Source organism: Nonomuraea dietziae, assembly GCF_014195505.1.
GTDB classification, from domain to species: Bacteria; Actinomycetota; Actinomycetes; order Streptosporangiales; family Streptosporangiaceae; genus Nonomuraea; species Nonomuraea roseola.
In genome coordinates this window covers 3102362-3128747 of sequence record NZ_JACIBV010000001.1, presented here as the reverse complement: position 1 = coordinate 3128747, position 26386 = coordinate 3102362, and the positions used below count along the sequence as shown (strand labels likewise).

The window sequence follows — 26386 nt, the reverse complement described above, 5'->3', positions numbered from 1 at the left end:
AGGCGGCTCAAGGCGGGAGGTGGGAGGACTGCCCGAGGGAGCCAGGCGGCCCAAGGCGGGGGCGGCTCATAGCGCGGGGGAATGCCCCTGGTTCTGGAGAGCGGGGCTCAGGGCGCGGGGCAAAGCTCCGGGCTTGCCGTGGGCTTTCGGGCTCGGGCGGCGCAGGGCGAAGGCAAGGCTTCGGGTTGGAGCGGTGCGGCGAGGCTTCGAGTGGGGGAGAGCGGGGCTCGGGGCGCGGGGAAAGGCTTCCAGGGTCGGGGAGCGGGGCGCGGGGGTTTCCGGGGGCGGGGAGCGGAGCGCGGGGGATTCCGGCGGACGTGGGCTGTAAGGCGGACCTTTCTTCGGTCGGATTCGGAAAAGTGAGGTTCGGCGGGCGTGGGAGAGATCTGGGCGGGGTTTGGGGTGACATTACAGTCGCCGGCACCTGGTGACCTTCGCCCCAGGCGATGAGGTGGTGCCGTTGCCGAAGTGGGCTATGTGGGCAAACGGGCGGTGGCGAAGAGGCGGGGAGTTTTTTGTGGGCCGTCAGCGGTCATTGCTCTCCCAGGTGGGTACGTCACGTTACGATTCGAATGCGATCCGTAATTATTAGCGGACGACGTTACGGAAGGCTCGTTCCCCATGGGCAGCAAGCTCGCCTTTCTCGGCCGTGACATGGCGGTCGACCTTGGCACCGCCAACACGTTGGTATACGTGCGTGGCCGCGGAATCGTGCTCAACGAGCCGTCCGTCGTCGCGATCAACACCACTACGGGCAAGATCGTGGCGGTGGGGATCGAGGCCAAGCGGATGATCGGCCGCACGCCCGGCAACATCGTGGCCGTACGACCACTCAAAGACGGAGTGATCGCCGACTTCGACGTGACAGAACGGATGTTGCGCTATTTCATCCAGCGCGTCCACAAGCGCCGGCACTTCGCCAAGCCGCGCATCATCATCGCCGTGCCCAGTGGCATCACCGGTGTCGAGCAGCGGGCGGTGAAGGAGGCCGGATACCAGGCCGGCGCGCGCAAGGTCTACATCGTCGAGGAGCCCATGGCCGCCGCGATCGGCGCGGGGCTGCCCGTGCACGAGCCGACCGGCAACATGGTCGTCGACATCGGCGGCGGCACCACCGAGGTGGCGATCATCTCGATGGGTGGCGTGGTGACCAGCCAGTCGATCAGGGTCGGCGGCGACGAACTCGACCAGGCGGTGATCACCTTCGCCAAGAAGGAGCACTCCCTGATGCTCGGCGAGCGCACCGCCGAGGAGATCAAGATGGCGATCGGCTCCGCCCGTCCCTCTCACGACGAGCTCCACGCCGAGATCCGCGGGCGTGACCTGGTGAGCGGGCTGCCCAAGACGATCGTGGTGTCGGCGGAGGAGATCAGGAGGGCGATCGAGGAGCAGGTCAACTCCATCGTCGACGCGGTGAAGACCACGCTCGACAAGTGCCCGCCCGAGCTGTCGGGCGACCTCATGGACCGCGGCATCGCCCTGACGGGTGGCGGCGCGCTGCTCAAGGGGCTGGACGAGCGGTTGAGAGACGAGACAGGCATGCCTGTGCACATGGTGGAGAATCCGCTCGACTCGGTCGCGCTCGGCTCGGGCAAGTGCGTGGAGGAGTTCGAGGATCTCAGCTCCGTGCTCGTCCCGGAACCGCGTCACTGACATGAGGGACACGCGCCGGGCCCGGCTCATTCTCGGTCTGCTGCTCACCGCGGCACTGGTCGTCCTGACCATCGATCACCGCACGGGCGTGAGTTCGCCGCTGGGCCCCGCGCGCGGGGTCGGCGCCTCGCTGTTCGGCACGGCCGAGCAGGTCGTCACCGGCATCACGCGGCCGGTGGGGGAGTTCGTCAGCGCCGTCGCGAACTCCACCAGCGCCCAGCGCAGGATCGAGGAGCTCGAGGGGCAGAACGCCAGGCTCCGCGCCGACCTGGCGGCCTCGGCCCTCGACAAGGCCCGCTCGGCCGAGCTGCGCCGGCTGATCGGCACCTCGCAGCGCGGTGGCTTCACGGTCGTCACCGCCAGCGTGATCGCCCGCAGGGGCCATCCCGGCTTCGAGGACGCGGTCGAGATCGACGCGGGCACCGACGACGGCGTGCGGCCCGAGATGACGGTCGTCAACGCCGACGGGCTGGTCGGCAGGGTCGTGCAGGCCACGGCGCGGACCTCGACCGTGGTGCTGCTGAGCGACCCCGCCTCCTCGGCGGGCGCGCGCCTCGAGGGCGGCAACGAGATCGGTGTCATCAACGGCGTGGGCGAGTACGGCAGGCTGGTGCGTTTCCGGCTGCTCGACTCGACCGCGCAGCTCACCCCGGGCACGCGCATCGTCAGCTTCGGTTCCCAGCGCGGCGTGCCGTACGTGCCGGGGGTGCCGATCGGGGTGATCGAGCAGGTGGAGGCGACGCCGGGGGAGCTGACACGCATCGCCTACGCGCGCCCCTTCGCCAACCTCAGCGGGCTCGACGTGGTGGGTGTCGTGGTGGCCGCGCCCAAGCGTGACCCGCGCGACGCGGTACTGCCCATCAGGGACGGTCAGCGGTGATCGCCGCGATAGCGGTGGTCGCCGCCCTGCTGCTCCAGCTCACCATCGTCAACAGGCTCTCGCTCCCCGCGGGCGGCGTGCCCGACCTGGTCCTGCTCGTCGTGGTCGGCGTCGCGCTGGCCAGAGGGCCGGCCGCCGGCGCGGTGATCGGGTTCGGCACGGGGATCCTGGTCGACCTGGCGCCGCCGACCGCGCACATGCTCGGGCAGTACGCCTTCGTCTACACCGTGGTCGGCTACCTGGCGGGGCGCGGCGTCGGAGGGCCGGTCTGGACCGTCGTGCTGTGCGTGCTGGCGGCGCCGCTGCTGGCCGCGGCCGTGGCGGGGCTGATCGCCGACCCTCGCGTGGCGAGCGCGTCGCTGGCGCTGTCGCTGCCGGTGACCGCGGTCTACTCGCTCCTGATGGCCCCCGTGGTGGTCTGGCTGGTGGCAGGCGACCGAGCGCGGGTGATCCCGGCGTGATCCGCATGCGCACCCGACTCGTCGTGCTCCACGTGCTGGTGCTGACGATGCTCGTGGTGCTGGCCGTACGGCTGTGGCAGGTCCAGATTCTGCGCGGCGACGAGTTCGTCCACGCCGCCACGGAGACCAGGACCAGGGCCGTCGTCGTGCCGGCCGTGCGGGGGCAGATCCTCGACGCCTCGGGGCGGCCGCTGGTACGCAACAGGACGGCGCTGGTGGTGTCGGTCGACAGGACCGAGCTCATCAGGATGAAGGACGGCGGCGCGGCCGTGCTCAAGCGGCTGTCCGAGGTGCTCGGCAGCCCGGTCAAGCTGCTGGAGCGCCGCATCACGCCGTGCGGGCCGAAGGTGACCAGGCCGTGCTGGCCAGGCTCGCCGTACCAGCCGATCCCGATCGACCTGAAGGCCACCACGCGCGAGGCGCTGCAGATCCTCGAGCGCCAGGAGGAGTTCCCCGGCGTGACCGCCGAGGTGCAGGCCGTACGGGAGTATCCGGGAGGGAAGGCGGGCGCGCAGATGCTCGGATACCTGCAGCCGGTCACCCAGGACGAGCTGGACAAGCGCGAAGGGCTGAAGGCCGGGTTCTCCGGCGTCGACCTGGTCGGCAGGGACGGCGTGGAGGCGATCTACGACCACTACCTGCGCGGGACGCCAGGCCTGCGGCGGGTGCAGGTCGACAGGATGGGCAAGGCGCTCGGCGTGGAGAAGCAGGTGGCGCCCATTCCCGGCGACACGCTCATCACCAGCGTGGACGCGCGGGTGCAGAACATCGTGGAGAAGGCCGTGGACGGGGCGATGAAGAAGGCCCCGAAGGCCGACGGCGCGGCGGGCGTCGTGCTCGACGCCCGCACCGGCAGGGTGGTGGCGCTGGCCAGCGCGCCGGGCTACGACCCCGCGATCTGGACGGGCGGCATCTCGGAGAAGGAGTACCAGCGCCTGCTGTCGGAGCGCGCGGGCAAGCCGCTGGTCTCGCGGGCCATCAAGGGGGAGTTCGCTCCGGGCTCGACGTTCAAGGTGTCGTCGGTCTCGGCGATGCTGCGCGCGGGCTACCCGATCAACGGCACGTACGGCTGTCCCGGCTCGTTCATGGTGGGCAGCAGGGCGTTCAACAACTTCCGCGGCATCGGGCTCGGCTCGCTGACGCTGCACACGGCGCTGGTGAAGTCGTGCGACACGATCTTCTACAAGGCGGCCTACGAGCAGTGGATCAAGGACGGCGGTCTGCGGCCCAAGAAGCCGCCGAAGGAGCGCTTCGCCAACATGGCGAGGGCCTTCGGGTTCGGCCGTCCGACGGGCATCGACCTGCCGGGGGAGTCGGCGGGGCGCATCCCCGACCGCACGTGGAAGAAGAATTTGTGGGCGGCCACGAGCGCCGACAACTGCCGCAGGGCGCGCATCGGCTACCCGGAGGTCACCGACAGGTCGCGAGCGGCCTTCCTCAAGCAGCTGGCCCACGAGAACTGCCTGGAGGGCTACCTGCTGCGTCCCGGTGACGCGGCCAACTTCTCCATCGGGCAGGGTGACGTGCTGGTCACACCGCTGCAGCTGGCCTCGGCCTACGCGGCGCTGGTCAGCGACGGCAAGCTGCGCAGCCCCAGGATCGGATGGGCGCTGGTACGGCCGGGCGGCCAGGTGGTCAAGCGCATCGACGTCCCCGTCAGGGGCAAGCTGCCGCTGAGCCCGAGCGAGCGGGCCTACATCAAGAACGCCCTCAGCCAGGTGGCCTCGGACGGCACCGCGGCGGGCGCGTTCGCGGGCTTCCCGATGGACAAGGTGAAGGTCGGCGGCAAGACCGGCACGGCCGAGGTGTGGGGCAAGGCCGACACCTCGTGGTTCGCCTCGTTCGCCCCGACCTCCAAGCCGCGCTTCGTGGTCGTGGTCATGGTCTCGCAGGGCGGCATGGGCGGCTCCACGGCGGCGCCCGCCGTACGGGAGATCTACGAGGGCATCTACGGGCTCAAGGGGCAGCCTCCCGCGATCCCCGACACCAAGCTGCCGACCATCAGGAGCGACGGCACGGTGGCGCGATGATGGACCGCACGCTCCTGGAGCGCCGTCATCCCTTCGCCCGTGCGGTGGGCGCGCAGTCGAACGTGTGGCGCATCGACTGGGTGCTGCTGGTGGCGGTCGCCGCGTTGTGCGTGATCGGCACGCTGCTGGTGTGGTCCTCGACCCGCACCTGGGCGGCAGGCTCCACGGGGCTGGTCAAGAAGCACATGCTCAACCTGGCGATCGGCGCGGTCCTGTGCGGGCTGGTGACGATGGTCGACCACCGGCTGCTGCGGGCCTACGCGCCCGTGGTCTATCTGGTGACGCTGATCGGGCTGGTGCTGGTCGTCACCCCGGTCGGCACCACGGTCAACGGGTCGCACTCGTGGATCATGCTGGGTGGCGGGTTCGCCATCCAGCCGTCGGAGTTCGCCAAGCTGGGCCTGGTGCTGATGCTGGCGATGCTGCTGGCCCAGCCCGCCGAGGGCACCGACAGGCCCCGCGTGCTCGACGTGGTGCTGTCGCTGCTGTCAGCGGTGGTGGCGATGGGCCTGGTCATGCTCCAGCCCGACCTCGGCACCACGCTGGTGCTCGCGGTGATCATCGCGGGCGCGCTGATCCTCGGGGGCGTGCAGAAGCGGTGGATCCTGCTGCTGGCCTTCTCCGTGGTGGTGGCGGCGGTGGCGGTGTGGCTGCTCGATCTGCTGGAGCCGTACCAGGTGGCCCGGTTCACCGCCTTCATCGACCCCGGCGTCGACCCGCGAGGGGTCGGTTACAACAGCACCCAGTCGCTGATCGCGATCGGCTCGGGCGAGCTGTTCGGCAAGGGGCTGTTCGAGGGTGGGCAGACGACCGGCAGGTTCGTGCCCGAGCAGCACACCGACTTCATCTTCACGGTGGCGGGCGAGGAGTTCGGCTTCTTCGGCTCGGTCACGGTGGTGGTCCTGCTGGGCGTGGTGCTGCTGCGCGGGCTGCACATCGCCAAGCAGTGCGACGACCGCTTCGGCACGCTGGTGGCGGGCTCGATCGTGTGCTGGCTGGGCTTCCAGTCGTTCGTGAACATCGGGATGACGGTCGGAATCATGCCGATCACCGGCCTGCCGCTGCCGTTCGTCTCCTACGGCGGCACCTCCACCTTCGCCAACCTGATAGCCGTCGGGTTCCTCCAGGCCATCCGGATCAGGGAACAGTCCTTCTGACACCGACTACCCTTGGTGCTATGTCTGTCGAGTCACTGTTCCCACGCCTGGAAGCGCTGCTGCCCAAGGTGCAGAAGCCGATCCAGTACGTCGGGGGTGAGCTCAACTCGACGGTGAAGGACTGGGACGAGGCCTCCGTGCGCTGGGCGCTCATGTACCCCGACGCCTACGAGGTGGGCCTGCCCAACCAGGGCGTGGCGATTCTCTACGAGATCCTCAACGAGCTGCCCGACACGCTGGCCGAGCGCACCTACTCGGTCTGGCCCGACCTCGAGGCGCTCATGCGCGCCGAGGGCGTGCCGCAGTTCACCGTGGACGGCCACCGCCCCGTGCGCGCCTTCGACGTGCTCGGCGTCTCGTTCTCCACCGAGCTGGGCTACACCAACATGCTGACCGCGCTCGACCTGGCGGGCATCCCGCTCGCCGCCGTCGACCGCGGTGACGACGACCCGATCGTGCTGGCCGGCGGGCATGCCGCCTTCAACCCCGAGCCGATCGCCGACTTCCTCGACGCGGCCGTGCTCGGCGACGGCGAGCAGATCGCCATCGCCATCAGCGAGGTCGTCCGCGAGTGGAAGTCCGAGGGCAGCCCAGGAGGACGCGACGAGCTGCTCATGCGGCTGGCCGAGTCCGGCGGGGTCTACGTGCCCAAGTTCTACGACGTCGAGTACCACCCCGACGGGCGCATCAAGCGTGTCGCGCCCAACAGGCCCAACGTGCCGTGGCGGGTGCACAAGCACACCGTCATGGACCTCGACGAGTGGCCGTACCCCAAGAAGCCGCTGGTCCCGCTGGCCGAGACGGTCCACGAACGCTTCAGCGTCGAGATCTTCAGAGGCTGCACCCGCGGCTGCAGGTTCTGCCAGGCCGGCATGATCACCCGCCCGGTCCGCGAGCGGTCGATCACCACGATCGGCGCGATGGTCGAGAACGGCATCCGCGAGTCGGGCTTCAACGAGGTCGGGCTGCTGTCGCTGTCGTCGGCCGACCACTCCGAGATCGGCGCGGTCGCCAAGGGCCTGGCCGACCGCTACGAGGGCACGAACACCTCGCTCTCGCTGCCTTCGACCAGGGTCGACGCCTTCAACATCGACCTGGCCAACGAGTTCTCGCGCAACGGCCGCCGCTCCGGCCTGACCTTCGCTCCCGAGGGCGGTTCCGAGCGCATGCGCAAGGTGATCAACAAGATGGTCACCGAGGAAGACCTGATCCGCACCGTCACCACGGCCTACAGCCAGGGCTGGCGGCAGGTGAAGCTCTACTTCATGTGCGGCCTGCCCACCGAGCGCGACGAAGACGTGATGGGCATCGCCGACCTGGCCAAGAAGGTCATCAAGGCCGGCAGGGAGGCGACGGGCTCGCGCGACATCCGCTGCACGGTCTCCATCGGCGGGTTCGTGCCCAAGCCGCACACCCCGTTCCAGTGGGCCGCGCAGGCCGACCACGAGACCGTCGACCGGCGGCTCAGGGCGCTGCGCGAGTCGCTGCGCGGTGACAGGGAGTACGGCAAGGCCATCGGCTACCGTTACCACGACGGCAAGCCCTCGATCGTGGAAGGCCTGCTCTCGCGCGGCGACCGCAGGGTCGGCGCGGTCATCAGGGCGGTCTGGGAGGACGGCGGCCGTTTCGACGGCTGGAGCGAGCACTTCTCCTACGAACGCTGGATGGCGGCGGCGGAGAAGACCGGGGTCGGGGTCGACTGGTACACCACGCGCGAGCGCGAGGAGAACGAGGTCCTTCCGTGGGACCACCTCGACGCGGGTCTCGACCGCGAGTGGCTCTGGCAGGACTGGAAGGACGCCGTCAACGAGACGGAGGTCGAGGACTGCCGGTGGACCCCGTGCTACGACTGCGGCGTCTGCCCCACGATGGGCACCGAGATCCAGATCGGTCCCACAGGTAAGAAACTGCTGCCGCTTACTGTGGTATAGACACGGCCTTATCCTGGAACCAAGAAACTCTGACACGGGAAGGAAGACGACGCTCTGAAGCCTGTTCCCGAGGGGCCTCCGCCCGCGCCGACGGTGCAGCGCCTACGCGTGCGCTACGCCAAGCGCGGACGCCTGCGCTTCACCAGCCACCGCGACATCTCGCGGGCCGTCGAGAGGGCGGTCCGCCGTGCCGGCATTCCGGTCGCTTTCAGCGCGGGTTTCTCTCCCCATCCGAAGATCTCCTACGCGGGGGCGGCGCCGACCGGTGTCGCCAGCGAGGCCGAGTATCTCGAGCTCGGTCTGACCGAGCCGTGCGATCCCGACAGGATCCGCGCGGAGCTCGACGCCTCGCTCCCTCCCGGCCTCGACGTGATCGACGTCGTCGAGGCGCGCTCGGGAGCGCTCGCCGACCGGCTGGAGGGATCGGCATGGGAGCTGAGGCTGCCAGGCGCCGACGCCGAGCTCGCGCGCGTGGCGGTGGAGAAGTTCCTCACCGCCGGCACCGTCGAGGTCGAACGCCTCACCAAGAAGGGGATGCGGCGTTTCGACGCCCGCGAGGCGGTGCTGACACTGGCTTCAGAAGGAACTGCAGCTCAGGTGCCCGGACAGTCGTGTGTCATACTGCGCATGGTTGTTCGGCACATGACGCCTGCCGTTCGACCCGACGACGTGCTCACGGGCCTGCGCCTTGTGGCCGACTTCGCGCCGCCGGTCCCCCCCGAGGTGACCAGGCTGGCGCAGGGGCCGCTCGACGCGGTATCCGGTGAACCCGCCGACCCGCTCGACCTTGACCGCGACACGATGCGCGGCGGCGAAGCGGAGCCGGCAGGCGCGCACGGCGCCGGTCAATGAGGAATGTGCTGAGGGACCGCCGTCACTCGTGACATGGCGGTCCGATGAGCCCGTCCTCATGGATTGGGAAGGCTTTGCGAGCCCCGCACGGTGGCGGGGTTCGGAGGGCTCGACCGCTGACAGGACTTGGCGCCCGCGCCTTTCGCAAGGTGCGGGCGGACAACGAGACACGATGGCTCCTGCGCGGCGCGGCGACGCGCCCGGGGGCTGACGGGAGAGCGCCCGCATGCTCGACAACGAGCCCAACGCCGGGGCCCATGGCCCTGACGGGGACACAACACAACAGCCCACCACGCCCAAGCGCCGGCGCGCGGCGAGCAGGCCCGCGGGCCCGCCGCCGGAGATCGACGACGTTCCCGCGGTAGTGGTCACCACGCAGGCTTCCGGGGGTCCGGGGGCCGCGTCAACCGATTTTCCGCCAGCCGACGGCGGGGCCGACGAGGCGTCCGTGACGACGACTTCGGGTACGGCAGGCGTCGTCGTCGAGGAGCCCGCGCCGAAGCGGGCCACCAGGTCCAGGTCGACCGCCACCACGACCACGCGCCGCCGTACCAGCAAGAAGGCCGCAGAGGCCGCTGAGAGCGCGGCTGAGGCCGTGCCTGCGCAGGTCGTGGCCGGCGACACCGAGGCGGAGGCCGCCGGTCCCGTCGCCGCGCAGCAGGCCGGCGAGCAGGCCGTCGTGGAGGAGGCCGCGCCCAAGCGGCGCCGCACCCGCAAGAAGCCCGAGCCCGAGCAGGAGCCCGAGTCGCCGGTCGAGGCCGTCGTCGCCGAGGAACTGCTCGAGACGCTGCCGGAGAGCGAGCCGCTCGACGACGAGCCCGCCGGTGAGGACCTCGACGAGGAGCCGGTCACCAGGCCCGCGCTGTTCGTCGACCCGTTCGGGCTCTCGCCGCAGGCGGCTCAGGAGACCGGCGCCGCCTTCCAGCGTCCCGCCGCCGTCTTCACGCCGCTGTTCCAGGCGCCCGACCCGAGCCAGGCCCAGCCTGTCAGGGTGGAGCCGCCGCAGCCGGTGAAGCCGCCGCAGGCCGACGAGGCCGACTCGCAGTTCGGCGAGGAGCAGGCCGAGGAGACCGACGAGGACGTCGAGACCGACGACACCGACGACACCGACCACGAGGACGACGGCGGCAGCCGTCGCCGTCGCCGCCGCAGGGGCGGCAGGGGCAGGGGCAAGTCGCGCGAGCGCGACGACGAGTCCGACTCCGACGACTCCGACGAGCAGGAGGAGTCCGACGACAGCGGCGAGGAGGCCGAGGAGGCCCACGCCGAGGAGGAGGAGAGCTCCAGCTCACGCCGTCGCAGGCGCAGGCGGCGCAGGGGCGGCGACGAGGTCGCCGAGGTGGCCACCGACGACCCGCCCAACACCGTCGTGCGCATCCGCGCGCCGCGCACCGGCAGGTCGAGCGCGCTCGACACCTCCGCCGACGGCGTGCAGAGCGTGCGCGGCTCGACCCGCCTGGAGGCCAAGAAGCAGCGCCGCCGCGAGGGGCGCGAGCTGGGCCGCCGCAGGCCGCCGATCATCACCGAGTCGGAGTTCCTCGCCAGGCGCGAGTCCGTCGACCGGATGATGGTGGTGCGCCGCAACGGCGACCGCACCCAGATCGCGGTCCTCGAGGACGGCATCCTCGTCGAGCACTACGTCAACCGCGAGGCCAGCCAGTCGTACGTGGGCAACGTCTACCTCGGCAAGGTGCAGAACGTGCTGCCCTCGATGGAGGCGGCCTTCGTCGACATCGGCAAGGGGCGCAACGCCGTCCTGTACGCCGGTGAGGTGAACTTCGACACCGCGGGGCTCGAGGGTCAGCCCAAGCGCATCGAGGCGGCGCTGAAGTCGGGCCAGTCGGTCCTGGTGCAGGTCACCAAGGACCCGATGGGCCACAAGGGCGCCAGGCTCACCAGCCAGATCTCGCTGCCCGGCCGCTACCTGGTCTACGTGCCCGACGGGTCGATGACCGGCATCAGCCGCAAGCTGCCCGACAAGGAGCGCACGCGGCTCAAGAGCATCCTGAAGAAGGTCATGCCGGAGAACGCCGGCGTGATCGTGCGCACGGCCGCCGAGGGCGCCTCCGAGGAGGAGCTCGGCCGCGACGTGGCCAGGCTGTCGGCGCAGTGGGAGGCCATCCAGAAGAAGGCCAAGTCCGCCAGCCCGCCCGAGCTGCTGTCCTCCGAGCCCGACCTGACCATCAGGGTCGTCCGCGACGTGTTCAACGAGGACTTCTCCTCGCTGGTCGTGCAGGGCGAGGACGCGTGGGACACGGTCGAGGAGTACGTCAAGTACGTCGCGCCGCACCTGGCCGACCGGCTGGCCAGGTGGGACGAGGACGGCGACGTCTTCGAGACCTACAGGATCGACGAGCAGCTGGCCAAGGCGATGGACCGCAAGGTGTGGCTGCCCTCGGGCGGCTCGCTGGTGATCGACCGCACCGAGGCGATGACCGTCGTCGACGTCAACACCGGCAAGTTCACCGGGCAGGGCGGCAACCTCGAGGAGACCGTCACCCGCAACAACCTGGAGGCGGCCGAGGAGATCGTCCGCCAGCTCAGGCTGCGCGACATCGGCGGCATCATCGTCATCGACTTCATCGACATGGTCCTGGAGTCCAACCGTGACCTGGTGCTGAGGCGGATGCTCGAGTGCCTGGCGCGCGACAGGACCAAGCACCAGGTCGCGGAGGTCACCTCGCTCGGTCTGGTCCAGATGACCCGTAAGAGGGTCGGACAGGGCCTGCTGGAGGCCTTCTCGACGCCGTGTGAGTGCTGCAACGGGCGGGGCCTGATCGTCTCGGCCGAGCCGGTCGAGGGCAAGCCGGAGCCGCGCGGCACGCAGGGCAAGATGGCGGTGGAGAAGGCGGTCGCCGAGAAGGTCTCCGCGGCCAACGACTCCGCCAGCCGTGATACCGTGACCGGTGCGCTTGAAGACGTTCCCGGCTCGGAGGACGACCAGGCGAACCAGACTTCCGGCAGGGGGCGGAGACGCTCCCGCCGTGCCAAGTCGGCCGATTAGCGCCGTCTTCGGCGGCGCCCCGCCCCAGCGGGGCGCCAACCGGGCCGGCTTTTCCCACATGGCGGCGTGACCTCCCCTTCGGGGGTGGGGCGCCACCGGGTGAGGCCGGCTTGTCCGACGATCCAGCCGGTTCGACCGGGGGCCGGGAATCCGGTAACCTAGTCAATCGGTGCGTCCGGTGACGCGCCCTGTTCGCGCGCCCACTCGGTTCGTCGTTTCCAGACAGCAATCGAATGCCGGGCGCAGCATTCAGAGAGTCAGCAGAAGGGTTCCGCGGTGTACGCGATCGTTCGTTGCGGCGGCAGGCAGCAGAAGGTCTCCGTCGGTGACGTCCTCGAGGTGGACAAGGTCGCCGGCGAGGTTGGTTCTTCGGTTTCGCTGCCGACGGTGCTCGTCGTCAACGATGGCGACGTGACCACGGAGGCGGGCAAGTTCCTGGTGAGCGCCGAGATTCTCGGTGAGACCAAGGGCCCCAAGATCCGCATCCTCAAGTACAAGAACAAGACCGGTTACAAGAAGCGCCAGGGTCACCGCCAGCGGTACACCCAGGTGAAGATCACCGGTATCAACCAGGCCTGATCGGGAGTTGTAGAGATGGCACACAAGAAGGGCGCGTCGTCCACCCGGAACGGCCGTGACTCCAACGCCCAGCGCCTGGGCGTCAAGCGCTTCGGCGGCCAGCTGGTCAACGCGGGCGAGATCATCGTTCGTCAGCGTGGCACCCACTTCCACCCCGGCGACAACGTCGGTCGTGGTGGCGACGACACACTGTTCGCACTGGCCGCGGGCCACGTGCAGTTCGGCCTCAAGCGCGGCCGTCGCGCCGTGAGCATCGTCCCGGTCGCGGAGTAAATCCGCCGCCGCAGGACGTTGTAACGAGGGGTGGATCGTTCCGGTCCACCCCTCGTTCGCGTTCAGGGGGTCCCGCGGGGCTCTCGGGTACGGCACGCGGCACCGACCGCGTAACGGTGGCCAGCCACGTGCGCCGCAGGAGCGTCTCCCTGGAGGGGCGCCGGCCACGTGACAAGGGTGGGCCGTGGTCGGCCTGCCGTACAAGATGGAGAGAAGAGCTGTGGCGGATTTCGTGGACCAGGTGGTCCTGCACATCAGGGCAGGCGACGGCGGGAACGGCTGCGCCTCCGTCCACCGCGAGAAGTTCAAGCCGCTCGGCGGCCCTGACGGGGGCAACGGCGGCAGGGGCGGCGACGTCATCCTCGAGGTCGACCCCAACACCGCCACGCTGCTCGACTACCACCGTCGCCCGCACCGCAAGGCCGACAACGGCAAGCAGGGGCAGGGCAGCAACAGGGAGGGCGCCAACGGTGCCGACGTGGTCCTTCCCGTGCCCAACGGCACCGTGGTCAAGGACGCCAAGACCGGTGAGGTCCTGATCGACCTCGTCGGCATGGGCACCCGTTACGTGATCGCCCAGGGCGGTCACGGCGGGCTCGGCAACGCGGCGCTGGCCAACTCCAAGCGCAAGGCGCCCGGGTTCGCGCTGCTCGGTGAGCCCGGCGACGCGCTCGACGTCATGCTGGAGCTCAAGAGCGTCGCGGACGTGGCGCTGGTGGGCTTCCCGAGCGCGGGCAAGTCGTCGCTGATCGCCGCGCTCAGCGCGGCCAGGCCGAAGATCGCCGACTACCCGTTCACCACGCTGATCCCCAACCTGGGCGTGGTCACCGCAGGCGAGACCGTGTTCACGGTGGCCGACGTGCCGGGGCTGATCCCCGGGGCCTCGCAGGGCAAGGGGCTCGGGCACGAGTTCCTGCGCCACGTGGAGCGCTGCGACATGCTCGTGCACGTCATCGACTGCGCGACCATGGAGCCGGGCCGCGACCCGATCACCGACTACGAGGTGATCGAGGCCGAGCTGCACGCCTACGGCAAGCTCGAGGACAGGCCCAGGATGGTCGTGCTCAACAAGGCCGACGTGCCCGACGCCAGGGAGCTGGCCGACATCGTCCGCGCCGACCTGCAGGAGCGCGGGCTGAAGGTCTTCACCGTCTCCGCCGCCACGCACGAGGGCCTGCGCGAGCTGACCTTCGCCATGGGCGAGTGGGTGGCCGCAGCCAGAGCGGCCAGGCCGGTCGAGGAGCCCACCAGGCTGGTGCTGCGGCCCAAGCAGCTCGGCGCGGCGACCTTCGCGGTCCGCAAGGTCAACGACAACCTCTTCCAGGTCACCGGCGAGAAGCCGGAGCGCTGGATCAGGCAGACCGACTTCACCAACGACGAGGCCGTGGGCTACCTCGCCGACCGCCTGGAGCGGCTGGGCGTCGAGGAGGAGCTGGTCAAGGCGGGGGCGACGGCCGGCGCCGAGGTGGTCATCGGCTCGATGGACGACGGCTACATCTTCGACTGGCAGCCCACGCTCAACGCCGAGTCGATCAACTCGGGGCCGCGAGGGACGGACAACAGGCTCGGATAGGGTGCAGCTCGTGCGCGAACAGATCAGCTCAGCGTCGAGGGTCGTCGTCAAGGTGGGCTCCTCCTCGCTCACCACCCCCCAGGGCGTGATCGACGTCGACAGGGTCGACGCGCTGGTCGACGTGCTGGCGGCGCGGCGCCGTACCGGCACGCAGATCGTGCTCGTCTCCTCGGGCGCGATCGCGGCCGGCCTCGGCCCGCTGGGGTTGTCGGCGCGCCCGCGCGACCTGGCCACCCAGCAGGCCGCCGCCTCCGTCGGCCAGGGCGTCCTGGTCGCGCGCTACACCTCCTCCTTCGCCAGGTACGGCCTGCGCGTCGGCCAGGTACTGCTGACGGCCGACGACATGATGCGCCGCTCCCACCACGCCAACGCGCAGCGCACGCTGAGCAGGCTGCTGGAGCTGGGCATCATGCCGGTCGTCAACGAGAACGACACGGTGGCCACCGACGAGATCCGCTTCGGCGACAACGACCGGCTGGCTGCCCTGGTGGCCCATCTCATCCACGCCGACGCGCTGGTGCTGCTGTCGGACGTCGACGCGCTCTACGACGGCCCGCCTTCGAGGGCGGGCTCCAGACGCCTGGCCGAGGTCAGGGGCCCCGACGACCTGGCAGGCGTCGAGCTGGGCAAGAACGGCGCGGCGGTCGGCACCGGCGGCATGGTCACCAAGGTGCAGGCCGCGCGCATCGCGACGGGCGCGGGTGTGCCCGTGGTGCTCACCGCCGCCGCGCACGCCGCCCAGGCGCTGGCGGGCGCCGACGTCGGCACCTTCTTCCACCCGGGCGGCAGGCACCCCGGCACCAGGCTGCTGTGGCTGGCGCACGCGACCACCGGCCGCGGACGGATCACGCTGGACGAGGGCGCGGTCGAGGCGGTCGTCACGCGCCGCAAGTCGCTGCTGCCCGCGGGCGTGGTGTCGGTGGAGGGTGACTTCGCCGCGGGCGACCCCGTGGACCTGTGCGGACCGCGCGGCCGCGTGGTGGCGCGCGGGCTGGTGAACTTCGACGCGGGCGAGATCCCCGGCCTGATGGGACGCTCCACCAGAGAGCTGGCCAGCACGCTCGGTCCGGAATATGAACGCGAGCTCATCCACCGCGACGACATCGTCATACTGGAGTCCCACAGCTAGTGAGAGGCAGGGCGCGATGTCCGAGGAGTTCCTGAAGGTAGCCCATGCGGCGCGAGAGGCCGCCGCCGAGCTGGCCCCGCTGCCGCGGGCGGCCAAGGACAGGGCACTGCGCGCCATCGCCGACGCTCTCGTGGCGGGCGCCAAGGAGATCATCGAGGCCAACGCCCTCGACGTGGACAGGGCCCGCGAGGGCGGCACCTCCGAGGCCATGATCGACAGGCTCAGGCTCGACGAGGACAGGATCGAGGCCATCGCGCGGGCCCGTGCGCGACATCGCCGACCTGCCCGACCCCGTCGGCGAGGTGGTCAGGGGCTCGACCCTGCCCAACGGCCTGGAGCTGCGCCAGCTCAGGGTGCCGCTCGGCGTGATCGGCATCATCTACGAGGGCAGGCCCAACGTCACCGTCGACGGCGCCGCGCTGTGCCTCAAGAGCGGCAACGCGGTCATGCTGCGCGGCTCCTCGAGTGCCTACTCCTCCAACACCGCACTGGTCGCCATCATGCAGGCGGCGCTGGAGCCGACCGAGGTGCCCTCGGGGGCCGTGCAGCTGGTGCCCGGGCTGACCCGCGACTCCGTCAAGGAGCTGATGCGGGCGCGCGGCCTGGTGGACGTGCTGATCCCGCGCGGCGGCGCCTCGCTGATCAACTCGGTCGTGGAGGAGTCCACGGTCCCGGTGATCGAGACGGGCGTGGGCAACTGCCACGTGTACGTCGACGCGGACGCCGACCTCGACCTGGCCGTGGAGATCCTGCTCAACGCCAAGGCGCAGCGGCCCTCGGTCTGCAACGCGGCGGAGACGCTGCTGGTGCACGCCGACGTGGCCGAGAGCTTCCTGCCCAGGGCGCTGGCCGCGCTGAAGGAGGCGGGGGTGACCGTCCACGCCGATCCCGGCATGGCCGTCCACGGAGAGGTCGTCCCCGCGACCGAGGAGGACTTCTTCACCGAATACCTCTCGCTCGACATCGCCGCCGCCGTCGTCGGGTCGCTGGAGGAGGCGGTGGCGCACATCAGGAAGTACGGCTCGGGCCACACCGACGCGATCGTCACCCGCTCCCAGGGCGCCGCCCGCAGGTTCGTGCAGCTCGTCGACTCGGCGGCGGTCGCGGTCAACGCCTCCACGAGGTTCACCGACGGCGGCGAGTTCGGCTTCGGCGCCGAGATCGGGATCTCCACCCAGAAGCTGCACGCGCGCGGCCCGATGGGCCTGCCCGAATTGACCTCCACCAAGTGGGTCTACACCGGTGAGGGGCATCTGCGCACGTCAACGGGGACCGTTATCCCGGCCTGCGGAGGGTAATCCTGCGTGTCTCCCCTGTGCGGGCGCGCCCGCGCAGGGCTTGACTGGCCTTCATGGCTTTGGTGATAGCGATCATTTTCGCGGGCGCCGTGCTGTTCGGCGCCGACCGGTTGCTGCTGTGGATGGAGAGCCGCGGACACATCAACTGGCGCAGGAAGGGCCGCAGGAAGCTCTCGGAGGAGCCGACGGTCAGGCTCGAGTCCATGCTGTCCCACACTTCCCGCCGATGACCGGCGTGCCGCGGGCATAAACAGGGGTCACACCGCTAGGGTTGTGTCCCTTATGGGCGCGCCGAGCGGGGAGGGAGCGTGAGCAAGCTCGGCAAGGTCGGGCCTTACACCTTGCTCGAACGCCTCGGTCGTGGCGGTATGGGCGAGGTGTATCTTGCCAGCACCCGCCGGGGTGAGCGCGTCGCTCTCAAGGTGCTGCACGACCTCATCGAGGATTCCGCCTCGCGCATCCGGCTGGAGCGCGAGGTACGAGCGTTGCGCAGGGTCGAGAGCCCCTACGTCGCGAGGGTGATCGACGCCGACCTCGACTGCGTGCGGCCCTACCTGGTGATGGAGCACATCGAGGGCGACACCCTGCTCGAGCGCGTTCGGCGCAGCGGCCCCCTGAAGGGCGCCGACCTCGTGCAGCTGGCTCAGGGCGTGGCGGCGGCGCTGGCGATCGTCCACGCCGCGGGTGTCATCCACCGCGACCTGAAGCCCGCCAACATCCTCATGGGCACCGACGGGCCTGTGCTGATCGACTTCGGCATCGCCCAGGTGATCGACGCCACCAGGCTGACGATGACGGGCACCTTCCTCGGAACGCCGGGCTACGCCGCTCCCGAGCTGTTCGCCGACGAGCACGTGGGCGAGCCCGCCGACGTCCACGCGTGGGCGGCCACGGTCGCCTTCGCGGCGACCGGCAGGCCGACGTTCGGGCGGGGCACGGTCGAGGCGCAGATGTACGCGGTGCTGAACGGCCAGGCCGACCTCAAGGGGGTGCCCGCGGGGCTGCTGCCGCTGGTGCGGGCGGCGCTCAACAGGGAGCCTGGCAAGCGGCCGACGGCGGCGTTGCTGGCCGACCGGCTGGCCAGACTGGCCAGGGCGACCGTCTCGGTCGCCGACGAGGACGTGAAGGCGCTCAGGGGCAGGGCGGCCGACGCGGCCAAGGCCGCGAGGAGCCGCGCCTCCGAGGCGGCGAAAGCGGTCAGGGCCCGTTCAGCCGAGGAGGGCAAGGTCGTCAGGCCGCGCCTGCCCGAGGACAGCAAGCCGGTCAGGCCGCGGGTCTCGGAGGAGGGCAAACCGGTCAGGCCGCGGGTATCGGAGGAGGGCAAGCCGGTCAGGCCTAGGGTCTCTCCCGAGGAGGGCAAGGTCGTGCGCTCGCGCGCGCAGGAGGGTGCGCGCAGCCGTACGCCCGAGGAGCCGAAGGCGGCGCGTGGCCGGATGTCGGTGACGGCCAGGAGCCGCGCCGCGGGCCGTGCCGCCGAGGAGGGGAAGGCGGTCAGGGCGCAGCCCAGGGTGCCGCGCGTCAGGCGGCCCGCCGCGCAGGCCGGCCAGGTGCAGCCCGCCTCGACCACGCTGCCTGCGGGCAACGCGGCGCTGCTGCTGCTGGCCGTGCTGGCCGTGCCGTGCGTGGTGGCGACGGTGATCTGGCCCATCGCCGGGATAGGGATCACGGCCGCGTTCGTGGTGCTGGTGCGGACGGTGTGGATCAACCACTGGATGGTGCGCAACCGCACCTCGAAGCGGGTCAAGGTGGCGCTCAGGGTGTTGCTGTTCCCGCTGGCGCTGGCCGGGGCCGCGATCACCGCGGCGGGCTGGCCAGGGCTACCCGTGGCCGCGGCGGCGGGCGGGATCCTGTGGATGGTGGCGGGAGGGGAGCTGGGCCCCGACTGGTGGCAGCAGGCCGCGCCCGTCACGGCGGCGGGCGTCGTCTTCGGTGTGCTGTGCGGCGCGATCACCGGCAGAGAGGTCGAGCGCGTCGGAGCCATGCTGCCCGACCTGCGCAAGGAAGGGCTGCGCGCGCTGGCCGTACTGGGCGGATTCGTCGCCCTCTGCGCGGCGGCGGTGCGCGCGATCGCCCTGCTGCTATAGCGCCCCGCCGCTTCGACGGCCTGGAAGCCGCGTCTTCCAGGCCGCCTGCGTCTTCGTCAGCTGCCGTCGCGGCGGGAGAAGCGGTTGAAGATCCGCTCGCCCGCGTTGACCGCGCCCTCGGCCACGTCGCGCAGGACGCCGATGAACGGGTCCTGCGACTCCGACCACGAGCGACGGTAGGACTCGGCGGCCGCCTTGACCTCGTCGGTGACGCGGGCGTCGGCGTCGTGCTCCCTGCGCGGGTAGTCGCCGCCGATGATGCGGTCGTACTCGCCGCTGCGGTGCCACTTGTCGAGCTCGGCGACGCGGACCACGGCGAACGGGTGCGTGGTGCCGAGCAGGTTGAGCACCTTCAGGAAGCCGTCACGCAGGTCGCCCGCCGTGTCGTACTCCTGGTACTGGGCCAGGAAGGCCTCGATGTTCATCTCGTGGGTGTAGGCGCCGCCCGCGAGCTTCATCAGCGCGCGCTTGGCCGCCTCGGGGTCCTGACCGGTCAGCAGGCCGCCGCGGTCGGAGGACAGCTCCGACTTGCGGTACCACTCCTCCAGTCCCGCCACGATCGCGCGCAGGCCGATGTAGCCCAGCGGGATCCAGGCCACGCGCGTGGCAAGACGGGTGAGGATGTCGAGCATCGTCCGGTAGACGGCGTGACCCGACAGGATGTGCGCGGTCTCGTGACCGATCACGAAACGCTGCTCCTCCTCGTTCATGAGGTTGAGCAGACCCGTCGTCACCACGATGAACGGGTCGTCGAAGCCGATGGCCTTGGCCTGTACCTGGGGGTCCTGCTGGACGTAGATCTCAGGGACCCGGTGCAGGTCGAGGGTGTAGGCCGCGTCGCGGCCCATGTCGTACAGGGAACGGAACTGCGTCTCGCTCACGCGTACCGCGGAGGCGAGATACATCAGGCGCAGCCGGCGCTCACTGATCAGGCCGGACATCTGCTTGAGAACCGTGTCGAACCCGCTGAGCTTGCGCAGAGCGACCAGAGCGGACCGGTCTGCGGGGTGTTCGTAGGCACGGGACGAGATGCCGGGCAGTTGCACGCGGCTGCGATCCGGGGTGGTCGTCATGTCCGGCATGCTACGTCGGCGGCGGGTGTGATGCGCGTTTCTCAGAAAGGGGGGTGCTGAATGCTTGGTCACGGCTTCCGCGTAGGGTCCGTTTCATGATGAACGCGCCCAGGGTCCAGGGAAAGCGACGCGTGGGGGTCATGGGTGGCACCTTCGACCCGATCCACCACGGTCACCTGGTGGCCGCGAGTGAAGTGGCCCATCACTACGACCTCGACGAGGTCGTCTTCGTGCCGACGGGCCGGCCGTACCAGAAGGCGGAGAGGGAGGTGTCGGCGCCCGAGGACAGGTACCTGATGACGGTCATCGCGACCGCGTCGAACCCCCGCTTCTCGGTGAGCAGGGTGGATGTGGACAGGCCGGGGCCGACGTTCACCATCGACACCCTGCGCGACGTCAAACAGGTCTACGGTCCAGACGCCGACCTGTTCTTCATCACCGGCGCCGACGCGCTCGCGGCGATCCTCGACTGGCAGGACGCCTCGGAGCTGTTCGAGCTGGCCCACTTCGTCGGCTGCACCAGGCCGGGGCACACGCTGCGCGACCCGGGGCTGCCCGAGGGCAAGGTGAGCCTGATCGAGATCCCGGCGCTGGCGATCTCCTCCTCCGAGTGCCGGCAGCGCGTGGAGCAGGGGGAACCCATCTGGTATCTCGTGCCGGACGGGATCGTGCAGTACATCGGCAAGCGCGGTCTGTACCACACGGGTTCGGCCGGGAGGGTCGGCTAGCCTGGGACCACATGCCCCATCCCTGACCAGGACAGACGGATGGCCCGAAATCCAGGAGCATATGCCTGGGGGCGTCGGGGATACTATCAGGGTAAGCGTGGGGTATACACGTGGTCACACAGGAGGACAGAACCGCATCGTGACAGCATCCGAAAGATCCGTTCAGCTCGTCAGAGTCGCGGCCGAGGCCGCCGCCGACAAGCTGGCCGACGACATTCTCGCCTACGACGTGAGCGAGCAGCTCGTCATCACCGACGCGTTCCTGCTCTGCTCCGCCACCAACGACCGCCAGGTGCGCGCCATCGTCGACGAGATCGAGGACAGGCTCCGCATCGAGTGCGACGCCAAGCCGGTCCGCCGCGAAGGTGAGCGCGAGGGGCGCTGGGTGCTCCTCGACTTCATCGACATCGTGGTGCACGTCCAGCACGAGGAGGACCGCACCTTCTACGCGCTGGAGCGCCTCTGGAAGGACTGCCCTGCCATCGGGCTGCCCGAAAGCGTGACCCAGACTGCCGCCCAAAGGGCCCGTACGTGAGCAAGCGGATCGTCTGCCTGCGCCACGGCCAGACCCTCTGGAACGTCGAACACCGCTTTCAGGGCCACACCGACATCCCGCTCGACGAGACCGGCGTCGCCCAGGCGGCCAGGGCGGCGTCGCTGCTGGCCGCGTTGCGCCCGACGATGATCGTCTCCTCCGACCTGCGCAGGGCCAACGACACGGCCCTCGCGCTGGCCAGGCTGGTGGGGCTCGACGTCTCGGTCGACAAGGACTTCCGCGAGCGGGGCGGAGGCGCCTGGGAGGGGCTGACCCGCGAGGAGATCGCCGCTCGCTGGCCGGCCGAGTACGTCGCGTGGGAGGCGCCGGACGGCGAGCCCGTGCCCGACGTGGCCGACCGCGTGGGGGCGGCGCTGCGCCGCTGGGCCGGCCAGCTCGACGACGACGGGCTGCTGGTGGTGGCCTCTCACGGAGCGGCGCTGCGGCTCGGCATCGCGCACCTGCTCGGCCTGCCGCAGGAGCTCTGGTCCGCGCTGGGCGGGCTCGGCAACTGCTCGTGGTCGGTGCTGGAGGAAGGGCGCAAGGGCTGGCGCCTGCTCGAGCACAACGCGGGCACCCTGCCGGAGCCGGTCAACAGCGACGACACCCCCGAGGCCGCTTCCTGACCTCGGTCGTCTTTCAGCGGCTGTCCCTGCAGGGACGGCCGGTGAACGGTCGGGGGATGGGCGCGGTCCGATGGTGTAACTGTTGATTATGCGAATCGGGAGCGATGGTTATATGCTCTGCGAGCGCCGCAACGGGAGGACTCGGAGCGGTGACCAGGGGCTATAGCGCAGTTGGTAGCGCACCTCCATGGCATGGAGGGGGTCAGGAGTTCGAGTCTCCTTAGCTCCACCCAAACGGTGTTACTCGAACACCCCTCTTCGAGGGCGGTGGCGAGTAGGGCTGAAGTGCTTGTAGCGGCGGTGTCAGTGACGACACCGCCGCTTTTGTGTTTTCCGGCCCTGGTGACGTGCAGGAGCGGGGCGATCGGGTCTGCAGGGCGTCGAGAGCTGACGCGGGGTGTGCTGTCGTGCTCGTCCGCGTCGAGGCCGGCTCCGGGCAATGGACTGGGCGGGCAAGCCGTGGTCGGCGCGCAGGAGCGTGTGCAGGTCGGTGGACGGGCTTATGACGGGAGCTCGGACTGACAGTCAGTCGGGATGAGCGTTTCCCTCGCCCGGTCCGTGACAGCCTGTGCGTCCGCGCGTGCACCCTGTTCACGCCTACGAACAGGCATTATCCATGATCCAAGAGTGATGGGCCCCCGGCCGTCCCCTGTGCTGTCCAGGCGTCTGCCCCCCATTCGGTGCACAGCGACCCGACCGATAGTGCATGTCCGAAATCTCGGAAGCTGCGCCGCTCAAGCGTTTTCGGGGATTTAGGGCTGGGTTATTGCGCCGTAATTCGGAAGACCTGATCATCGTGATCACCAACCACCTCGGCTAGAGCCGGAGAGGAGACACCATGATCGGTCTGGTCGATCGTCTGCTGTCACGCGTTGCCCACAAGGTGACCGTGGAGGCTGGCTGCAGCAACTACTACTACTGCTCGGGTGGCGTGAAGTACCTGCGTCAGTGCTGTCTGAACGAGGGTTGCACGACCGTCAGGGTCGGCACCTGCTGACGAGGTTGACATAGCGATCCCGCGGGCGGCGGTTCTGCCGCCGCCCGCGTGGCATTGGGGGGTGCGGATGGAGTACGTGCGGATCGGATGCGCCTGCCTGGTCGCTTTGGTCTTCGCGGTCACGGCGGTGTCGAAGCTCCGGGACTTCGACGCATTCCGCCGTTCGCTGCCCGCGCTCGTCCCGGTCCCGCACGGGGCCCTCCGCCCGCTCGCCGTGGCGGTGGTCCTGCTGGAGGCGCTCGTTCCTGTCCTGGTCCTGGTGCCGGCGACAACGTCGTACGGCCTCGGGCTCGCCGGCTTGATGCTCGTCGCGTTCACCGTGGCGATCGCCGTCGCGCTGGCACGGGGACAACACGCTCCCTGCCGCTGCTTCGGCGCGTCCGCCACCCCTCTCGGAGCCCGTCACCTGGTCCGCAACAGCCTGCTGGTCATCGCCGCCGCGCTCGGCGTGCTCCTGCCCGACGGCCTGCCGGCGCTCGGCGGTATGGCCCTGGCGGGTGCCGCGGGGGCGATCGGCGCGATCTTGATCGTTACCTTCGACGACGTCGTCGATCTCTTCGCAAGGAACATCTGAATGTCCTACCTGACCGCCGCCGTCGTGCTCATCGGCCTGCTGTGCGTGTTCAACCTGCTGCTCACCTTCGGTCTCATCCGCCGGTTGAAGCAACTCGGAGGAGCAGGTGCCGGGCACGCCGGTCCTCCCATCGCGTTGCGGCCGGGATCGCCCGTGGGCGAGTTCGCCGCCGTGACCCTCGACGGTGAGCCCGTCTCCCACGACACGGTCGAGGGACTGGTCGGGTTCTTCTCCGCCGGCTGCGAGCCGTGCCACAAGCTCATTCCCGGCTTCGCCGCGCAGGCCCGCGTCCTGCGACGGGAGAACGTCCTGGCCGTGGTCGCCGGTGAGGACGCCGAGGCGGTCGAAGCACTCTCACCGGTGGCCCGGGTCGTTGTCGAGGACTTCGAGGGCCCGGTGGCGGGCGCGTTCCAGAACACCTGGACCCCGGCGCTCTACCTGCTCGGATCCGACCACCGCGTCGTCGCGGCCGGCGGCCGCATGGAGGACCTCCCCCTCGCGTCGACGGCATGAGCGCCGTAGGAGCGCGGGGACTGGCCTCTGCCGCGGCGGAGGCCATGTCGCTGACCTGGAGATCGGCTCCTGGAGGAGTGAGCGGCTACGTCTTCGTGACGCTCGCCGAAGCAGCAGCCCCGATCGCCACCGCCTGGATGACGAAGTCGGTCATCGACCGGCTGGCCGCCCCCGAGGGCGAGGTCACGGGTCTCGCGCTCGGGCTGGCCGCATCCGGCCTGGCGGCCGCCGCGCTCCCGGGGATCGCCCGCTACCTGCGTGTCCAGACCGGCCGCCGCGCGCGGGTGGTCGCGACCGACCGGTTGTTCGCGGCGGCCGAGCGGCAGGTCGGTCTCCGGCGTTTCGAGGATCCGGTGTTTCTCGACCGGCTGCGCCTGGCGCAGGAGTCCGCGGGGGCCACCGGCGACCTCGTCAGCGGAGTATGCGGGAGCCTGCACGGTGTCCTGTCCCTGGTCGGGTTCGTCGCCTCCTTGCTCATCCTGAGTCCCGCCATGACGGCGCTGGTGCTGCTGGCCGCGGTCCCGGTCCTCGTCGCCGAACTGCTGCTCTCACGCAGGCGAGCCACCCTCCAATGGGAGACCGAGCAGATCCACCGCCGCGAGTTCTTCTACAGCCGGCTGCTCACCGGCGTGCAGGCCGCCACCGAGATCCGGTTGTTCGGCATCGGCGCGTTCCTGCGCGCGCGGATGATGGCGGAGCGGCGTGTGGCCGACACGGCCGAAAGCCGGATGGACCGCCGGGAACTGGTCACGCAGGGCGGCCTCACGGCGTTGAGCGCGGCGGTCGCCGGAGCGGGACTGTGGTGGGCCATCGTGGCCGCCCGCCAGGGCTCGATCAGCGTCGGCGACGTCGCCATGTTCATCGCGGCCGTGGGCGGCGTTCAGGCCGCGCTCAACTCGCTCGTCTCCTCGGTCGCCTCCACCCACCAGCTGCTCCTTACCTTCTCCCACTATGTCGCGGTGATCAGGACCGAGCCGGACCTGCTGAGCGTGGACGAGGGCACGGCCCCCGAGCTGCGCAGGGGCATCGAGCTGCGGGACGTCTGGTTCCGCTACAGCGACGACCACGCGTGGGTGCTGCGCGGAGTCGACCTGACGATCCCGTACGGCTCCGCGGTCGCCCTGGTGGGATTGAACGGCGCAGGCAAGAGCACCCTCATCAAGCTCCTGTGCAGGATGTACGACCCCACGCGCGGCACGATTCTGTGGGACGGCGTGGACCTTCGGGACATTCCTCCCGCCGAGCTGCGCGAGCGGATCAGTGCCGTGTTCCAGGACCACATGAACTTCGACATGTCCGCCGCCGAGAACATCGGGCTCGGCGACCTGCCCTCCCTCAACGACTCCGTCCGCATCCGGGACGCGGCCGTCCGCGCCGGAGTGCACGACAAGATCTCGCAGCTGCCACGCGGCTATGACACGCTGCTCACGCGCATGTTCTTCTCCGAGGCCGACAAGGGTGACCCGGAGACCGGAGTGGTGCTGTCGGGCGGGCAGTGGCAGCGTCTCGCCCTGGCCAGGGCCCTCGTCCGCGACGGCAGGGACCTGATGATCCTTGACGAGCCCAGCTCCGGTCTGGACCCCGAGGCGGAGCACGAGGTCCACACCCGTATCCGGGAGTATCGGGCGGGCCGGACGAGCTTGCTGATCTCTCATCGCCTCAGTGCCGTCCGGGACGCCGACCTCATCGCCGTGCTCCACGAAGGGCGGGTCGCCGAGCTGGGACCGCATGAGATGCTGCTGGCGGCGGACGGCCACTACGCCCGCCTGTTCCGGCTGCAGGCCGCGGGCTACCAGGAGGCCGCGGGCTACCAGGAGGCACGGTGAAGACGGGCAGGCTGCTGCTGGCGGCATCCGCCGTGCTGGCGTTGGCGGCCCCGCTGTGGTGGATCCGCGGGCGCTACCTGGTCGCCACTGTCAACGGGCCGAGCATGGAACCCAGTCTGCGCTCGGGGGACAGGGTGCTCGTCCGCCGGACGAGGCAGGTCCGATCAGGTCAGATCATCGTCGTCAAGATCGCGGATCCTGCTCCGCTGGTCGGACTGCCACCGGGCCTCGAACCGGGCGACGCGGCCGAGCTGCCGGAGAAGCCGGATCATCCCGGCTGGCGGTTGCTCGTCAAGCGCGCGGCCGCGGTGGCGGGCGAACCCGTGCCGAGACACCTTGTCCCCGCACTTCGCGACGTACCCGAGACGGTCGTGCCCCCGGGCGCCCTGGTCGTGCTGGGCGACAATCCGGGCAGCAGCTGGGATTCCCGAGAGTTCGGCTTCGTGCGGGGTGACGAGCTGGTCGGCGTCATGGTGCGCCGCCTGCCGTGAAACGCGCGGAGTTCGAGTAGGCGGTCATTCTGGTCCACCGTTCGGTGGCGCAGCAGCGTCGGCCGTTCTCTGGGCGGCCCGCCGGGTCCCGTTCGATCACCTTGATCGGCGGGATTCGT

23 protein-coding genes, 1 tRNA gene and 1 pseudogene are annotated in these 26386 nt (G+C 70.1%); 24 read left to right on the top strand and 1 reads right to left on the bottom strand.

Annotated features, from left to right (window positions below; translation table 11 throughout):
* Nucleotides 1-621 precede the first annotated feature (621 nt).
* The 15 genes and pseudogenes from FHR33_RS14945 to FHR33_RS14875 all read left to right on the top strand — a co-directional run bounded on the left by FHR33_RS14945 (nucleotide 622) and on the right by FHR33_RS14875 (nucleotide 18904).
* A complete protein-coding gene (locus FHR33_RS14945) occupies nucleotides 622-1653 on the top strand; it encodes a rod shape-determining protein (protein WP_183647467.1) in 1032 nt (343 codons plus the stop codon).
* Nucleotide 1654: 1 nt separating this feature from the next.
* On the top strand, nucleotides 1655-2533 hold the full coding sequence (mreC, locus tag FHR33_RS14940; protein ID WP_183647463.1) for a rod shape-determining protein MreC: 879 nt from the start codon (nucleotides 1655-1657) through the stop codon (nucleotides 2531-2533).
* Nucleotides 2530-2994, top strand: a complete 465-nt coding sequence (gene mreD / locus FHR33_RS14935) for a rod shape-determining protein MreD (protein WP_183647458.1) — start codon at nucleotides 2530-2532, stop codon at nucleotides 2992-2994. The genes mreC and mreD overlap by 4 nt, the downstream gene beginning before the upstream one ends.
* 5 nt (nucleotides 2995-2999) lie before the next feature.
* Nucleotides 3000-5024 (top strand): penicillin-binding protein 2, encoded by a 2025-nt coding sequence (gene mrdA / locus FHR33_RS14930; RefSeq protein WP_183647455.1) that lies wholly within the window; start codon nucleotides 3000-3002, stop codon nucleotides 5022-5024.
* On the top strand, nucleotides 5021-6181 hold the full coding sequence (rodA, locus tag FHR33_RS14925; RefSeq protein ID WP_246451864.1) for a rod shape-determining protein RodA: 1161 nt from the start codon (nucleotides 5021-5023) through the stop codon (nucleotides 6179-6181). Before mrdA ends, rodA begins: the two co-directional genes overlap by 4 nt.
* A 20-nt stretch (nucleotides 6182-6201) precedes the next feature.
* On the top strand, nucleotides 6202-8112 hold the full coding sequence (locus FHR33_RS14920; protein ID WP_183647452.1) for a TIGR03960 family B12-binding radical SAM protein: 1911 nt from the start codon (nucleotides 6202-6204) through the stop codon (nucleotides 8110-8112).
* A gap of 93 nt (nucleotides 8113-8205) precedes the next feature.
* Nucleotides 8206-8964 (top strand): TIGR03936 family radical SAM-associated protein, encoded by a 759-nt coding sequence (locus FHR33_RS14915; RefSeq protein WP_183647448.1) that lies wholly within the window; start codon nucleotides 8206-8208, stop codon nucleotides 8962-8964.
* A gap of 226 nt (nucleotides 8965-9190) precedes the next feature.
* The gene (locus tag FHR33_RS14910; RefSeq protein ID WP_183647445.1) at nucleotides 9191-11968 is read left to right on the top strand and encodes a ribonuclease E/G; all 2778 of its coding nucleotides are present in this window, start codon (nucleotides 9191-9193) and stop codon (nucleotides 11966-11968) included.
* Between the two features lie 276 nt (nucleotides 11969-12244).
* Complete coding sequence (gene rplU, locus FHR33_RS14905) at nucleotides 12245-12547, top strand: 50S ribosomal protein L21 (protein ID WP_183647442.1); 303 nt, start codon at nucleotides 12245-12247, stop codon at nucleotides 12545-12547.
* A 15-nt stretch (nucleotides 12548-12562) separates the two neighbouring features.
* Nucleotides 12563-12820, top strand: coding sequence for a 50S ribosomal protein L27 (gene rpmA, locus FHR33_RS14900; RefSeq protein WP_090773491.1), 258 nt, complete (start codon nucleotides 12563-12565; stop codon nucleotides 12818-12820).
* A gap of 220 nt (nucleotides 12821-13040) precedes the next feature.
* Nucleotides 13041-14393 carry a GTPase ObgE gene (gene obgE, locus FHR33_RS14895; RefSeq protein ID WP_183647439.1) on the top strand — a complete coding sequence of 451 codons (1353 nt, stop codon included), beginning with the start codon at nucleotides 13041-13043 and terminating at the stop codon, nucleotides 14391-14393.
* A 10-nt stretch (nucleotides 14394-14403) separates the two neighbouring features.
* A complete protein-coding gene (gene proB, locus FHR33_RS14890) occupies nucleotides 14404-15522 on the top strand; it encodes a glutamate 5-kinase (RefSeq protein ID WP_376773148.1) in 1119 nt (372 codons plus the stop codon).
* A gap of 16 nt (nucleotides 15523-15538) precedes the next feature.
* Nucleotides 15539-16820: pseudogene (locus FHR33_RS14885) on the top strand (glutamate-5-semialdehyde dehydrogenase).
* 53 nt (nucleotides 16821-16873) lie between these two features.
* A complete protein-coding gene (locus FHR33_RS14880) occupies nucleotides 16874-17050 on the top strand; it encodes a hypothetical protein (protein WP_183647436.1) in 177 nt (58 codons plus the stop codon).
* Nucleotides 17051-17128: 78 nt separating this feature from the next.
* Complete coding sequence (locus FHR33_RS14875; RefSeq protein ID WP_183647432.1) at nucleotides 17129-18904, top strand: serine/threonine-protein kinase; 1776 nt, start codon at nucleotides 17129-17131, stop codon at nucleotides 18902-18904.
* Nucleotides 18905-18960: 56 nt separating this feature from the next.
* Here the strand turns inward: FHR33_RS14875 and FHR33_RS14870 are convergent, their stop codons facing one another.
* Nucleotides 18961-19986, bottom strand: a complete 1026-nt coding sequence (locus FHR33_RS14870) for a M48 family metallopeptidase (RefSeq protein ID WP_183647430.1) — start codon at nucleotides 19984-19986, stop codon at nucleotides 18961-18963.
* An 86-nt stretch (nucleotides 19987-20072) separates the two neighbouring features.
* Between FHR33_RS14870 and nadD the strand changes: the two genes are divergently transcribed.
* The 9 genes from nadD (at nucleotide 20073) to lepB (ending at nucleotide 26267) form a co-directional block, all read left to right on the top strand.
* A complete protein-coding gene (nadD, locus tag FHR33_RS14865) occupies nucleotides 20073-20705 on the top strand; it encodes a nicotinate-nucleotide adenylyltransferase (protein ID WP_183647428.1) in 633 nt (210 codons plus the stop codon).
* A gap of 139 nt (nucleotides 20706-20844) precedes the next feature.
* On the top strand, nucleotides 20845-21240 hold the full coding sequence (gene rsfS, locus FHR33_RS14860) for a ribosome silencing factor (protein WP_183647425.1): 396 nt from the start codon (nucleotides 20845-20847) through the stop codon (nucleotides 21238-21240).
* Nucleotides 21237-21866, top strand: a complete 630-nt coding sequence (locus tag FHR33_RS14855) for a histidine phosphatase family protein (RefSeq protein WP_183647412.1) — start codon at nucleotides 21237-21239, stop codon at nucleotides 21864-21866. The genes rsfS and FHR33_RS14855 overlap by 4 nt, the downstream gene beginning before the upstream one ends.
* A gap of 156 nt (nucleotides 21867-22022) precedes the next feature.
* A tRNA-Ala gene (locus FHR33_RS14850) sits at nucleotides 22023-22095 on the top strand.
* 609 nt (nucleotides 22096-22704) lie between these two features.
* A complete protein-coding gene (locus FHR33_RS14845; RefSeq protein ID WP_183647410.1) occupies nucleotides 22705-22863 on the top strand; it encodes a hypothetical protein in 159 nt (52 codons plus the stop codon).
* Between the two features lie 67 nt (nucleotides 22864-22930).
* Nucleotides 22931-23437, top strand: coding sequence for a MauE/DoxX family redox-associated membrane protein (locus FHR33_RS14840; protein WP_183647407.1), 507 nt, complete (start codon nucleotides 22931-22933; stop codon nucleotides 23435-23437).
* Nucleotides 23438-23950, top strand: a complete 513-nt coding sequence (locus FHR33_RS14835) for a TlpA family protein disulfide reductase (protein WP_183647404.1) — start codon at nucleotides 23438-23440, stop codon at nucleotides 23948-23950.
* Complete coding sequence (locus FHR33_RS14830) at nucleotides 23947-25776, top strand: ABC transporter ATP-binding protein (protein WP_183647401.1); 1830 nt, start codon at nucleotides 23947-23949, stop codon at nucleotides 25774-25776. The genes FHR33_RS14835 and FHR33_RS14830 overlap by 4 nt, the downstream gene beginning before the upstream one ends.
* Nucleotides 25773-26267, top strand: a complete 495-nt coding sequence (lepB, locus tag FHR33_RS14825; protein ID WP_221241103.1) for a signal peptidase I — start codon at nucleotides 25773-25775, stop codon at nucleotides 26265-26267. The genes FHR33_RS14830 and lepB overlap by 4 nt, the downstream gene beginning before the upstream one ends.
* The last annotated feature ends 119 nt before the right edge of the window (nucleotides 26268-26386 follow it).

What these genes read in the sequence shown, in the direction of transcription:
- FHR33_RS14945 (WP_183647467.1), top strand. Translation starts at nt 622, where the DNA reads ATGGGCAGCAAGCTCGCCTTTCTCGGCCGTGACATGGCGGTCGACCTT.
- mreC (WP_183647463.1), top strand. Translation starts at nt 1,655, where the DNA reads ATGAGGGACACGCGCCGGGCCCGGCTCATTCTCGGTCTGCTGCTCACC.
- mrdA (WP_183647455.1), top strand. Translation starts at nt 3,000, where the DNA reads ATGCGCACCCGACTCGTCGTGCTCCACGTGCTGGTGCTGACGATGCTC.
- rodA (WP_246451864.1), top strand. Translation starts at nt 5,021, where the DNA reads ATGATGGACCGCACGCTCCTGGAGCGCCGTCATCCCTTCGCCCGTGCG.
- FHR33_RS14920 (WP_183647452.1), top strand. Translation starts at nt 6,202, where the DNA reads ATGTCTGTCGAGTCACTGTTCCCACGCCTGGAAGCGCTGCTGCCCAAG.
- FHR33_RS14910 (WP_183647445.1), top strand. Translation starts at nt 9,191, where the DNA reads ATGCTCGACAACGAGCCCAACGCCGGGGCCCATGGCCCTGACGGGGAC.
- rpmA (WP_090773491.1), top strand. Translation starts at nt 12,563, where the DNA reads ATGGCACACAAGAAGGGCGCGTCGTCCACCCGGAACGGCCGTGACTCC.
- FHR33_RS14880 (WP_183647436.1), top strand. Translation starts at nt 16,874, where the DNA reads ATGGCTTTGGTGATAGCGATCATTTTCGCGGGCGCCGTGCTGTTCGGC.
- FHR33_RS14870 (WP_183647430.1), bottom strand. Translation starts at nt 19,986, where the DNA reads ATGCCGGACATGACGACCACCCCGGATCGCAGCCGCGTGCAACTGCCC.
- nadD (WP_183647428.1), top strand. Translation starts at nt 20,073, where the DNA reads ATGATGAACGCGCCCAGGGTCCAGGGAAAGCGACGCGTGGGGGTCATG.
- FHR33_RS14845 (WP_183647410.1), top strand. Translation starts at nt 22,705, where the DNA reads ATGATCGGTCTGGTCGATCGTCTGCTGTCACGCGTTGCCCACAAGGTG.
- FHR33_RS14840 (WP_183647407.1), top strand. Translation starts at nt 22,931, where the DNA reads ATGGAGTACGTGCGGATCGGATGCGCCTGCCTGGTCGCTTTGGTCTTC.
- FHR33_RS14835 (WP_183647404.1), top strand. Translation starts at nt 23,438, where the DNA reads ATGTCCTACCTGACCGCCGCCGTCGTGCTCATCGGCCTGCTGTGCGTG.
- FHR33_RS14830 (WP_183647401.1), top strand. Translation starts at nt 23,947, where the DNA reads ATGAGCGCCGTAGGAGCGCGGGGACTGGCCTCTGCCGCGGCGGAGGCC.